Source organism: Thermodesulfobacteriota bacterium, from assembly GCA_025062045.1.
In the GTDB taxonomy this organism is placed as follows: Bacteria; Desulfobacterota; Syntrophorhabdia; order Syntrophorhabdales; family JANXAF01; genus JANXAF01.
This window is the reverse complement of record JANXAF010000004.1, coordinates 150813-162295: the sequence shown is the minus strand read 5'-3', so window position 1 is coordinate 162295 and position 11483 is coordinate 150813. Positions and strand designations below refer to the sequence as shown.

General features: G+C 43.1%; 14 protein-coding genes and 1 tRNA gene. 4 read left to right on the top strand and 11 right to left on the bottom strand.

All coding sequences use genetic code 11. From position 1 onward, the window contains the following. From NZ583_04710 to NZ583_04695, 4 genes are all read left to right on the top strand, one after another. Positions 1 to 202 (top strand): ATP-binding protein (locus tag NZ583_04710; protein MCS7280914.1); only part of this gene is annotated, 202 nt, incomplete at its 5' end. Then, positions 195 to 587 carry a response regulator gene (locus NZ583_04705; GenBank protein MCS7280913.1) on the top strand — a complete coding sequence of 131 codons (393 nt, stop codon included), beginning with the start codon at positions 195 to 197 and terminating at the stop codon, positions 585 to 587. The genes NZ583_04710 and NZ583_04705, both read left to right, overlap by 8 nt. Further along, entirely contained in the window at positions 559 to 1182 is a 624-nt protein-coding gene (locus NZ583_04700; protein ID MCS7280912.1) for a response regulator, read from the top strand. Before NZ583_04705 ends, NZ583_04700 begins: the two co-directional genes overlap by 29 nt. Positions 1183 to 1197: 15 nt before the next feature. Then, positions 1198 to 2469: a formate/nitrite family transporter gene (locus tag NZ583_04695; protein ID MCS7280911.1), complete on the top strand. Its 1272-nt coding sequence runs from the start codon at positions 1198 to 1200 to the stop codon at positions 2467 to 2469. 77 nt (positions 2470 to 2546) lie between these two features. On the opposite strand, the gene NZ583_04690 is transcribed toward NZ583_04695, so the two are convergent. From NZ583_04690 to NZ583_04640, 11 genes are all read right to left on the bottom strand, one after another. Continuing rightward, a complete protein-coding gene (locus tag NZ583_04690; protein ID MCS7280910.1) occupies positions 2547 to 3035 on the bottom strand; it encodes a HyaD/HybD family hydrogenase maturation endopeptidase in 489 nt (162 codons plus the stop codon). A gap of 25 nt (positions 3036 to 3060) precedes the next feature. After that, positions 3061 to 3156: transfer RNA gene (locus NZ583_04685), tRNA-Sec, on the bottom strand. A 38-nt stretch (positions 3157 to 3194) separates the two neighbouring features. Next, complete coding sequence (locus NZ583_04680) at positions 3195 to 3647, bottom strand: hypothetical protein (protein ID MCS7280909.1); 453 nt, start codon at positions 3645 to 3647, stop codon at positions 3195 to 3197. Beyond that, positions 3644 to 4027 (bottom strand): secondary thiamine-phosphate synthase enzyme YjbQ, encoded by a 384-nt coding sequence (locus tag NZ583_04675; protein MCS7280908.1) that lies wholly within the window; start codon positions 4025 to 4027, stop codon positions 3644 to 3646. Before NZ583_04675 ends, NZ583_04680 begins: the two co-directional genes overlap by 4 nt. After that, positions 4028 to 4411 carry a Fe-S cluster assembly scaffold protein NifU gene (gene nifU, locus NZ583_04670; GenBank protein ID MCS7280907.1) on the bottom strand — a complete coding sequence of 128 codons (384 nt, stop codon included), beginning with the start codon at positions 4409 to 4411 and terminating at the stop codon, positions 4028 to 4030. 15 nt (positions 4412 to 4426) lie between these two features. Continuing rightward, complete coding sequence (locus NZ583_04665; GenBank protein ID MCS7280906.1) at positions 4427 to 5635, bottom strand: cysteine desulfurase; 1209 nt, start codon at positions 5633 to 5635, stop codon at positions 4427 to 4429. Positions 5636 to 7072: 1437 nt separating this feature from the next. Then, on the bottom strand, positions 7073 to 7756 hold the full coding sequence (gene tsaB / locus NZ583_04660) for a tRNA (adenosine(37)-N6)-threonylcarbamoyltransferase complex dimerization subunit type 1 TsaB (protein MCS7280905.1): 684 nt from the start codon (positions 7754 to 7756) through the stop codon (positions 7073 to 7075). Continuing rightward, complete coding sequence (gene rseP / locus NZ583_04655; protein MCS7280904.1) at positions 7746 to 8816, bottom strand: RIP metalloprotease RseP; 1071 nt, start codon at positions 8814 to 8816, stop codon at positions 7746 to 7748. The genes tsaB and rseP overlap by 11 nt, the downstream gene beginning before the upstream one ends. Then, positions 8813 to 9964 carry a 1-deoxy-D-xylulose-5-phosphate reductoisomerase gene (gene dxr / locus NZ583_04650; protein ID MCS7280903.1) on the bottom strand — a complete coding sequence of 384 codons (1152 nt, stop codon included), beginning with the start codon at positions 9962 to 9964 and terminating at the stop codon, positions 8813 to 8815. Before dxr ends, rseP begins: the two co-directional genes overlap by 4 nt. A 2-nt stretch (positions 9965 to 9966) precedes the next feature. Then, positions 9967 to 10761, bottom strand: a complete 795-nt coding sequence (locus tag NZ583_04645; protein MCS7280902.1) for a phosphatidate cytidylyltransferase — start codon at positions 10759 to 10761, stop codon at positions 9967 to 9969. A gap of 1 nt (position 10762) precedes the next feature. Beyond that, the gene (locus tag NZ583_04640; protein MCS7280901.1) at positions 10763 to 11473 is read right to left on the bottom strand and encodes an isoprenyl transferase; all 711 of its coding nucleotides are present in this window, start codon (positions 11471 to 11473) and stop codon (positions 10763 to 10765) included. Positions 11474 to 11483 lie beyond the last annotated feature (10 nt).

The window sequence follows — 11483 nt, the reverse complement described above, 5'->3', positions numbered from 1 at the left end:
GTGTGGTATTCCGCAGGAAAACCTCGAAAGAATATTCGATCCCTTCTTTACAACCAAAGAAGTCGGACAAGGAACGGGTTTGGGACTCGCAGTGGCCAAGGGAGTTACGGAAAGACACGGAGGTACTATCCGAGTGAAAAGTGAAGTTGGTAAAGGAAGTATCTTCACAGTTGAATTACCAATCAGAGAACAGAATGAGTAAGAAGATTCTCGTCGTCGATGATGACAAAGTCGTTCTTTTAAGTTGCAAAAGGATCCTTTCCTCCGAAGGGTTTCTCTGTGAGCTTGCAGAATCGGCGGATGAAGCCCTTCGCTTAATCGACAAGGGTTTTGACCTCTTCATAGTGGATATTAAGATGCCGTACAAAGATGGGACTTATCTTATTGCTGAACTAAAAAGAAGGAGACCGAATACCCCAATAATAGCGATGAGCGGTTATAACACCAACGAGACCGCAGAGGAGAGTCTTAAGGCGGGAGCCTCCAGGTTCATAGGCAAGCCTTTTACGCCTGAAGAACTCCTCTCGGAAATACAAAAAGTATTAAGGAGGGGAGAAAATGAAAAGGAAGGCTCTGGTGATCGATGACGAACAGATAGTTCTCAAAAGCGTATCCAAAATTTTGAAGGAAAAGAATTTTGAGGTTGACACCGCCCAGAGCGGAAGGGAAGGTATCGAGCTCGCTTTGACAAAAGATTACGATATCGTTCTTACCGACATAAGGATGCCGGACATAGGCGGAATGAGGGTATTAAGAGACATAAAAAGGGCAAAGCCGTCCATGCCGGTCATAATGATCACAGGCTATGCTACTGTCAAATCGGCGGTCCAGGCAATGAAACTCGGTGCCCAGGACTACCTTGAAAAACCGTTTACACCTGATGAACTTATGCAGGCTATCTACAGTGCTCTCGATATTGCTTCCACCATACCTCCAGAGGAACACTCCTTCATGAATAGGGACGAAGTCATAAAAGTTCTTGAAAGGGCTGGCGACGACCCGAACTTCGCAGCCCAACTTCTGTACCACGGTGTTGAAGCACTTGAAGGATACAAGCTTACCCAGGCCGAAAAGTTGGCAATCCTTACGGGAGATATGGAATGGATAGAAAAACATCTCGGAAAACTCACAGAAAAACAGAGAAGGTGGTTCGAGCACAAACAGAGTGCAGAAATCTGGTAAAAAAGGAGAAAAGAAATGAAAAAGAGGATGCTTGTCATAGATGATGACAGTATCGTTCTAGATTCTGTTCGAAAGATCTTCTCAGCGGAGGGTTTTGAGGTCGTAACAACTGACAAGCCAGAGGAAGGGCTAAAGATCGCCTCATCTCATCCTTTCGATGTTATCCTTGTGGACTGGAAAATGCCTGGTTTTGATGGCATGGACGTTGTGGAAGAACTCGACAGAAGAGCCCCGGACTCGGCCCTTGTGATGATCAGCGGATTTCCCAGTGTGGGTCGCGCAACGGAGGCTTTAAAAAGGGGAGCTATGGATTACGTACCCAAACCGTTTACGCCTGATGAGATAAAGGAGGCGGTAAAAAAAGCTCTAGAACGCAAAATTTTGGTCGAAAAAAAGACTATAAGTCGATTTGAAAAGGTCCTAAAATCCTGGAGCTTTCCAACTCCCAGTATTGAAGACCTTGCTCCTAAAACGATAGCTGAGACGGTTGCAACGAAGATAGGTGTTGGAAAAACCACCTCTCCCTGGGTTGCTGTCTTCGTTCTCGGAGTTTTAGCTGGATGTTACATAGGATTCGGTGGACTTTTATCCACCGCTGTAACATTCGACATGGCAGAAAAAATGGGGATTGGCTTCACAAGATTCATGTCCGGTGCTGTTTTTAGTCTTGGCCTTATGCTGGTTGTCATAGCGGGAGCGGAGCTTTTTACTGGCAACAATCTCATGGTATCGAGTGTTCTCCAAAGGGAGATCACCTTTTCGGCCATGATGAAAAGGTGGGGTTTAGTTTACTTTGCCAATTTCTTGGGTTCTATTTTTCTAGCCCTCATCTTTTACTTTTCTGGTCTCTGGAAGATGGGGGACGGAGCACTTGGTCTCTATTCTGTGCTGATAGCTTCAAAGAAGGTCAGTCTTTCCTTTACTGAGGCCTTGGTGAGAGGGATAGGCTGTAACTGGCTTGTTTGTCTTGCGGTATGGATGGCTCTTGCATCTAGACAGGTAATTGGAAAGATATTTGCAATATTCTTTCCAATTATGGGGTTTGTGGCAATCGGATTTGAGCACTGTATAGCGAACATGTACTTTATACCGGCGGGTATTTTTCTGAAAGCCGATCTGGGCCTAAAGCTCGATCCTTCGGTATCGAGTCAACTAACCTGGGGATCTTTTTTAGTTAGAAACCTTCTCCCTGTAACACTCGGTAACATAATAGGCGGAGCCGTGTTTGTAGGTATGAGTTATTGGAGTGCCTATCTTAAACCAGCTGAGTCCCAGCCCCGGAAGTAGCAGTGATTTTGGAGGGTATTTGAGAAAGGTTTTCTATGTGCCGAGCTTCTTTGCCGTACGTCTCTCGCCTTTCGCTTTTAGCCTTGCTCCTCGGTCAAAGACGTAAGTATAGCATCTATGAGTTTAGGCACCTTATTCCTGATTTCCTCTGAGAGCTCCATCTTCAGTTCGAGAGACTTGGGCTCGATTCCAAAAACTTCCGTCTTCGGCCTTTTTCCGAGAAGCTCGGCAGCTCTCAGAACGTCGAGTATCCCTACTTCATGGAAAGAACAGAACGTACCCCTGGGCATCTTCTGAAGATCATCGAGACTTATGTGGTAGACAGTACCGGGCTCACACCCACCCTTTATCGCATCAACTATTATGAGTCGGTCAGCCTCGCATACAATGTCTAGCAAACCGAAACCCAATGTTCCGCCATCCATTACCTCTACATTTTCGGGAAGATTGAGCTTAGAAAGTTCGTGTACGACGTAAACACCTAAACCTTCATCACTTAGTAATACATTGCCGATGCCCAGAATTACCGTTCTGGGCGAAGCCTTATTTTTTGAATTTTCCTCCATGGAACTTGTGGACTTTTAAGCTTTTTGGCGGAAGTGCATGGGAATCGAACCCACCTACCAGCTTTTGGCCGGTACACTGGTTTTGAAGACCAGGAGGCCCACCAGGCGCCTTGGCACTTCCATCGACAGTTTAACCCACAATGAAATCCCTGTCAAATCTCACTCCACGATAAAGTCCCAGGCGCTGTCATCGATCCAAAGACTGAAGTAACCCCTACCGAGAAGCCCTTTTACTTTAACCGTATACATCTTTTCCCTCATCTCTTTTACTTCAATTGGAATATCGGGACCGAACATGTACCTTTGTTTCCCAAAGATAGTGGTCTTAAAAAGCTGCATGGGATTTAGGGTGAGAACATCAATATTGTATTCCCCGTAAATTATGAAGTACTCTACGTCTTTCAAAAGAAATCTAGGGGGTGAAAGACTCTCTATATAGTAGATCCCCTCTTCGTCGAAAACTATGTTGGGCATGAGTCTTACGAGTTTTTTAGGCGTCTTTACGTATACACCGTATTCCTTGGGTAACTGGATCTTTTCAGTCGCAAAGACTGGATTCTCGAAGCAAATGGCAAGGACGATGAGTAAAGGGATAAAAGAAAGGACCTTCATATGAGGGTCACCAGAACCTTCCTCTCCCTTGGCCCATCGAATTCCATAAGGAATATGCCCTGCCAAGTACCAAGAACGAGTCTACCCGCTGCTACAGGGACTGTGACAGAAGAACCGCAAAGAACCGATTTTATATGCGAATCCGCGTTCCCCTCGGTGTGCTTATACGGAAAATCTCGCGGGGCGATCCTCTCCAAAGCTTCAAGTACATCTCTCATCACGTTTGGATCCGCATCTTCATTTATTGTGATCCCGCATGTAGTGTGAGGAACGAAGACGTGGACGAGCTTTGCCTCCTTTCCTCTAACTACCTCTTCTATCTTCTTCGTTATGTTCACTACTTCCACCCGTTTTGTCGTTCTTACGGATATTTCTGTCACTTATTGCTCCTTCTTCCTCTTTCTATAATCTTCTATTGCCGCTTTTAGGGCTTCCTCTGCAAGTACCGAGCAATGCATTTTAGCCGGTGGGAGTCCTCCTAAAGCTTCAGCTACTGCTTCGTTTGTGAGTTTTAAAGCTTCTTCAATCGTCTTTCCCTTTATCAGTTCCGTAGTTATACTGCTTGTAGCTATGGCGGCTCCACATCCAAATGTTTTGAATTTAGCGTCGACTATTACACCGTTTTCTATCTTCAAGTATAACTTCATAACGTCTCCGCATACTGGATTTCCTACTTCCCCTATTCCGTCCGCGTTTTCAATCTCACCCATGTTTCTTGGATTCATGAAATGGTCCATGACCTTTTCACTATACGGTCCTGCCATGCGATCCTCCTTGACTTATCTATACTTTCCCTCTTTCTTAAACCTTTCGTAAAGAGGGGACATTTCTCTGAGCTTATTTACAACCTCAGGCAAAACGGATAGAACGTATTCCACTTCTTCCAAAGTGTTATCTTTACTTAGCATGAAGGTTATGGAACCGTGGCAGACATCTGGTGGAATCCCTATTGCGGTAAGTACGTGGGATGCCTTAAGTCCTACTTCAGATTTGGCAAAAATGTTCGATGCACAGGCGCTCCCACTCGATGATGCGACGCTTTTAAGATTAAGCCACATAAGTAAGGCTTCCCCTTCCACAAATTCCACCCAAAAACTGACGTGTCCTGGAAGCCTCTCTACTGGGTGGCCAGTAAAGTGAACATGTTCTATCCTTGAAGCTATCCCGTCCCAGAGAAGCTTACCCAGGTCGTACAACTTTCTCCTTCTAACATCCAACTCTTCCTTAGCCAACACACACGCCTCGCCAAATCCAACTATCGCCGGAACGTTTTCGGTTCCTGGTCGTATTCCCATCTCCTGATAACCGCCCTGCATGATGGGCACAATATCAATACCCTTCTTTAGATAAAGGGCGGAAACACCCTTTGGACCGTGTATTAAATGCGACGAAATAGTAAGAGCATCTATACCTAAATCTTTAACGTCGATTAAGACGCGTCCCGCACTCGCCACGCAATCCGAATATAGAAGTATGTCCCTCTCTTTGAGAAAGGCTGCCACTTCTTTTAGGGGTTCGATCGTCCCGATTTCTGGGCTTGCATGAATAAGAGCTAAAAGGATGGCCCCTTTGTCTGTCTTCTTTTTTAGGTCATCCATATCGATTATGCCATATCTGTCAACTTTCACGTACTCTACTTCGAAGCCCAAGTCTCTTAGAAAATCTGCCTGGTTCAAAATAGAATAGTGCTCGATTTCTGAAAAAAGGATTCTATTCGAGATTTTCTTTCTCGCAAGAGAAAGACCTTTTATTGCTATGTTGTTCGATTCGGTAGCACAGGAAGTAAAAACTATTTCTGAGGGGTCGGCGTTTAAGAAATCAGCTACTTTTTTTCTTGCGTCTTCGATGGCCCTCCTCGCTTCATCCCCCTCTTTCGTGAATACGGATGAGGGGTTACCAAAGTGAGTCGTAAAATAAGGAAGCATAGCTTTGAGAACTCTTTCGTCTATTTTGGTTGTCGAGTTATTTTCGAAAAAGACCCTCTCCATTAAAGTTAAGTATAACACAGGGTCAGGCACTTTTCTATGCTAAGAAGGAAACTTTAAGAAAAAAACAAACGAACATCAGTACGATTTAGCTGGCATATTGTTTCTAAGATGGCGCATGAAAGAAACGAATTTCCTAATCCATACCCTTATCCTAAGAGAAACCCTTAATCTTAAAGAGTCTCCCAAAATAGACGCGAAAAACTAGTAAGCGATCCTGAAGAAGGCTTAAGCGAAGGCTTCTTCGTGATCGAGAACGAGTTTTTAAAAAAAAATACTTAGAACTGATTCCCCGGTTATATTGTGTTTTACACGATGAGCATATATTCAAAAAGATGGCGTAATCAAAGCTATAATGCGTGAGGCTATTTTCAACACAGAGTACCATTGTAATTGGACCGAGTGAGGTGAAGCTTACACTGAGATTTAATCGTGTATAGTAATAGGCTTCGATGGGAAGATTAAATGTGGTTTCCTACTTTGCAGAACCAAAGAAAAATTAGACATGACCATAAAACATCTTTTGGCACAAATTGACCGTTTAAGAAAAGGCTATGTCTGGACAAGACCCGTTTCAACTCGATTACACCCTTACGAGCTTCATAATAGCCTTACTTAAAGTAGAGCTCGATATAGAAGAGCAAAAAGTAACTCTCACCTAGGCCGTAAATGGAAAAGATGCCGGAAAACTCATTAACCTGGAAGTACTTGAAGGTCAATTCGAAGAATACTGGAATCCTCTCGTACCGACACTACCGAATTCGAAAAACCAATCATAAATAAAAAGAGAGCCATCGTCTTAGATACAAACCTCATAGGCTACAAATGGAGAACTCTTCGTAAAGCACTGATACGAAGTTTAAGGATTATTCTTCAACGCGAAGAAAGGATTTTAGAGGTTCTCACCGTAGTGACACTGTCTCGCTTTTTGAAAATCTGCACTTTTTGCCATCCGAAGTCCTAATAACTGCAAGGTGACTTAAAGAAATAAACTATATTTGAGTATCCTTTGTGTACTTCAAGGATCGTGGCCTAACAAAGTTAGAAAGAGCCGTAAGTAGTCAGCCTGCGTAAAAAACTTTCCTCCTCTAAAACAGACGGTTTTGACAACCGTATCTCCCCAAATTAAAAAGAGGAAATCACGCTTTAGTAGTAAAGGTGGGGACCGATTCCTCTTTTTAGTCATATAATTTAGCACGAGCTTTTCTGGCATCAGATCCAAAATTATTCGTAAAGAAAAAAGAGGTTCTGACTTAGAGTAAGATTGCTACGTAAGGGATGGCCTTTGGCAGAGATTTGTAGAATTTACGTTAAGATTACTTATAGGGATTGCAGGATATCTTTGCGGGCGTATAGTTTAACCCTAATGGCAAAGGAACTATCTTGAAATGCCTGTGAAATTCCTTTTGCTAAAGCCCTCTACAAAAATCCTTATGTCTTTTAAGTAAGATAGAGGTTGAATTTTATCTCAGCCTCGGATCTTCTTCCATAAACAGGAACCACATTTTCACTCCCAACTTTTTGCCTTTCAAGGCCAAGTCTTATAGCGACGGCCATAGGTACATGCCTTAAAACTTTTTCTGCCAAGATCACACCTTCTCCTTTTAAGCTACTACTTACAAGCGGAACACCAGAACCGACCACAAAGCATGGCTTTCTTAACATCTCTTTAATTTCTTCGGGTTTTTTTGCCTCATAGGCGGAAAGTCTCTGTAATTGTCCCCTCGAGGAGAAGTATAGAGCGCAGAAGACTTCTCCTTTTTTAGCGTCCAAAACCGGAAGTATGTGATATCCATCCATGAAGGAAAAAGCGTAAGATATGCAGTCCAGCGTTGGCACTCCCACAAGCGGTATCCCAAGACCGATCTTCATGCCCTTTAAAAATCCAAGCGCTACTCTTATCCCTGTGAATGAACCTGGACCTGTGGTACCGACAAGAAGGCCTAGATCCTGTGCTTTGAGGTTCCTTTTTTTCAACATTTCGAAAACTTCCTCTGCTATAATCTGCGACGGACTCTCCCTGCCTTTTATTTTTCGTTCTTCCAGAATCTCTTCTCCTGCCGAGATGGCAATAGAGAGGTATTCCAATGAATTGTCTATGGCTAAAACGAGTTTATTTTCCACGGAAAAACCTCATGACATCGTTGAAAAAGGCAAGAGCCATTATGCCAACGAGAAGACCTATTCCGATCCTTTGCGATACCTCAATCCATCTTGTCGAAATTCTTCTTCTTGAGACCATCTCGACAAGATGTAGAACTATATAGCCCCCGTCCAGTACAGGAATTGGCAAAAGGTTTATTATCGCGAGATTTACGCTTATAAGTCCGAGAAAGTAAAGAAAATTCCTTTTACCTTCCTTAGCCTGCTTTCCCGCGACGTCCATAATCATAAGGGGACCACCTATCTCGCTTGGCGAAATAACCCCCCTTATGAGCTTCCAGATACCCATCAACGTTAGAGCAGTGAGATTCACTGTCTGGGTAACCCCCTTCTCAATAGCACTAAGTATCGGTTCCCTCTTCATGATATACTCATCCGAAGCCACGATCCCTATAACCTTCCTTTTAACTCTTTCACCGAAAATATTTTTCCCTTCTACGACTTTCGGAGTTACTGTGAATTCTTTTATAGAGTCCTTTCGCATCACTTTGATATTTACGCTTTCTCCTTCTTTTTTTGCAGCGAGGATGGCTGTGAGCTCACCCCACTCTTCTACTTTTTTTCCATCTATCTCTACTATTCTGTCTCCAGCCTCAATTCCCACTTCGTGTGCCGGATAACTCTTTTCGACTTTTCCGACCTTCGTCGATAAGACTTTGTAACCGGTCGAAAGAAGTGTAAAAAAGACTAAAAAAGCAAAGATGAAGTTCGCTAGTGGCCCAGAAAAGGCAACAAAAAGTTTAACTATTGGGCGTTTATGAATGTAGGATCTCGGTATGTCATCTTCTTTGAGAGGCTCATCAGGGGATTCTCCCAAAAGCTTCACATATCCACCAAGAGGAAAAAGAGAAATTGCGTATTCTGTCTCGCCCCTCTTCCATCTTATAAGTTTTTTACCAAAGCCAATCGAGAAAGTTATGACCTTAATACCCGCTAACCTCGCTACCACAAAGTGCCCGACTTCGTGTACGAATATGAGGATGCTTAAGGTCACAAGCCCGTATACTACGCTCTCTATCATTTGGCCCTTTCTTTTATTAGCCTTTCAGTGAAAGCTTTCGCCCATTTGTAAACTTCCCAAACACATTCAATGTCCTCAATTACAGGAATGCGAGGATGCGTCTCGAGAACCTTCTCAACTATCAAAGGTATATCTGTGAACCGAACTTTTCTTTCAAGGAAGGCGGAAGAGACAACCTCGTTGGAAGTGTTAAAACATATCTGAGCACTGTCCCCTTCTCTTAATGCATCGTAAGCAAGCTTAAGGGCTGGAAACCTCTTAAGATCTGGAGGATAAAAGGTCATTTTAAGGAGTTTATCCATACTTAGACTTTTTATTCCAACGGGCTGCCTTTCTTCCTCATTCAGAGCATAGGATATTGGTATCCTCATGTCGGGAAAGGACATGTAGCCTATGAAGGAATCGTCAACCAGCTCCACAAGCCCATGGAGTATGCTTTCTGGATGTATAACAACCCGGATGCGATCCCAATCAAACCCAAAAAGCCACCTAGCTTCTATAATTTCAAGCCCTTTGTTCATAAGAGTCGCCGAATCGAGAGTCACTTTCTTTCCCATTTTCCATACCGGGTGCTTTAGCGCGTCCTCAGGCTTTACCTTTCTTAGATCTTTCTTTGAAAGATCTTTGAATGGGCCTCCGGAAGCGGTAAGTATGATGCTTTTAACCTCATTTCTATTCGTCTTTTTTAAAAGCTGATAAAGAGCGGAGTGTTCGCTATCAACGGGTATGAGCTTCACGTTGTTTTTTTTAACGTACCCTTCGATTATCCTACCTGCCATCACGATACTCTCCTTATTGGCCAAGGCCAGAACCTTTGAAGACCCTAGTGCCTCGATTGTGGGTGTGAGTCCTAGGCTGCCAGGAATGGCATTTACAACTATGTCCGGGTTTGTGTGGATCATTTCGATTAAACCTTCCATACCTGTAAGGACAGTGCAGTTCTCATCCCGAACAAACCTTTTCTTTTTCTCGTCGAAGACGCAGACAAATTTCGGTTTTACCTTCTTTATCTGCCTGTTTAGGGCTTTTACGTTCTCTTTACAGGACAACCCCACAATCTCGAATTTTTCCTTTTGGGCTTCTATAACACTTAACGTTGATTTTCCTATTGACCCTGTTGAACCAAGTATTACGACCTTTTTCTTCACTTTTAAGACTTAGAGCTCAAAATCCGGTAAAAAAGTGGAGCGGTAAAGATAAAACTGTCCATTCTGTCTAAGAGACCGCCATGACCGGGTATCAATTTTGAAGAATCCTTAATACCGAAGTATCTCTTTAAAGCGGATTCGAAGACATCGCCAGCCTGTCCTATAAGACCAAGTACTATGCCTAAAAGGAAAGCCTCGCCGGGTCTGTATTCTAAAACCCTGCTAAAGCAAACTAAAACGACCGAAGCACCAAAGGTGGCCCCAGCCAGACCCTCGACTGTCTTTTTAGGGCTTAGATCTGGACAGATTACGTGTTTTCCAAAACCTTTTCCCACAAAATAGGCGCATATGTCGCTTGCCCAGATGGTGAATAGGAGGATAAGGGGATAAATATCGTTAAGCTCTTTGAGGGCATAAAGGTAATAGAATGGCACAATGATAAAAAGGGAAAGCCCTATGTTGATCCCAACGCTTTTTAGGATCTGAGAGGGTGTATCGCTTTTATCTCCCTTTTTTCTCATAATGTGCACTGCGATAAAAAGAAGACTTGAAAATAATAGATAAAGGACGAAACTCTCATACCTTTTGAAGTACAAAAAGAGAAAGCTTAACATGGCAAAAAGGAGAGATAGGTATCCCATCTTAGGCTTTGAGATCCTTACCATCTCCCATGTGGAAATGAGGGCCAATAGACACATAAATAAAAAGAACGGAAAAAGGGGTAAAAAATAAAAGGCAGATATTACGATTGGTCCAAAGATTGCGGCACCCAATAGTCTTGATCTAAGATCGCTCACCTTAATCTTCCTTTATTCTTCCGAATCTTCTCTCCCTTCTTGAGTAGTCCATAAGAGCTTCTAAGTATTCTTTTCTTCTGAAGTCGGGCCATAGAGTGTCAGTGACGTATATCTCGGTGTAAGCCATCTGGTAAAGCAAAAAATTGCTAAGTCTCTTTTCTCCGCTAGTTCTTATGAGTAAGTCGGGATCGGGGATATCTTCTGTGTAGAGGTATTTTTTAAAAGTTTCTTCGTCTATCTCGCTTATTTTTCCCAACCTAAACTCTTCAAGAATTCTTTTTACAGCCCGAATGATCTCTCGCCTCCCACTGTAACTTAGGGCAACGATAAGGGTCAAGGTTTTGTTATGCTGTGTCTTTTCCATAACAAAAAAAAGCTTTTTTTGTATCTCTTCGGGAAAATCTTCAATCTCTCCTATTGCTTTAAATCTTATGTCGTTCTCCATCATCGATGGCAGTTCCCTATCCAAGTAGACACCCATAAGCTCGATAAGTCGATCTATCTCGCTTTTTGGTCTCTGCCAGTTCTCTTTTGAAAAAGCGTAAAGGGTGAGGTAAGGTATGTTAAGTTCTCTTGTTGTTCTCACAATCTCTTTCGCAGATTCCAGACCGTTTATGTGTCCTTCTATTCTTGGAAGATTTCTCATCTTGGCCCATCTACCGTTACCATCCATAATTATGGCAACGTGTTTTGGGAGTTTGGAAATCTCCATGAAATGGGAA

What these genes read in the sequence shown, in the direction of transcription:
- nifU (MCS7280907.1), bottom strand. Translation starts at nt 4,411, where the DNA reads ATGGCAGGACCGTATAGTGAAAAGGTCATGGACCATTTCATGAATCCA.
- NZ583_04690 (MCS7280910.1), bottom strand. Translation starts at nt 3,035, where the DNA reads ATGGAGGAAAATTCAAAAAATAAGGCTTCGCCCAGAACGGTAATTCTG.
- NZ583_04680 (MCS7280909.1), bottom strand. Translation starts at nt 3,647, where the DNA reads ATGAAGGTCCTTTCTTTTATCCCTTTACTCATCGTCCTTGCCATTTGC.
- NZ583_04665 (MCS7280906.1), bottom strand. Translation starts at nt 5,635, where the DNA reads ATGGAGAGGGTCTTTTTCGAAAATAACTCGACAACCAAAATAGACGAA.
- NZ583_04700 (MCS7280912.1), top strand. Translation starts at nt 559, where the DNA reads ATGAAAAGGAAGGCTCTGGTGATCGATGACGAACAGATAGTTCTCAAA.
- NZ583_04640 (MCS7280901.1), bottom strand. Translation starts at nt 11,473, where the DNA reads ATGGAGATTTCCAAACTCCCAAAACACGTTGCCATAATTATGGATGGT.
- rseP (MCS7280904.1), bottom strand. Translation starts at nt 8,816, where the DNA reads ATGATAGAGAGCGTAGTATACGGGCTTGTGACCTTAAGCATCCTCATA.
- NZ583_04705 (MCS7280913.1), top strand. Translation starts at nt 195, where the DNA reads ATGAGTAAGAAGATTCTCGTCGTCGATGATGACAAAGTCGTTCTTTTA.
- NZ583_04695 (MCS7280911.1), top strand. Translation starts at nt 1,198, where the DNA reads ATGAAAAAGAGGATGCTTGTCATAGATGATGACAGTATCGTTCTAGAT.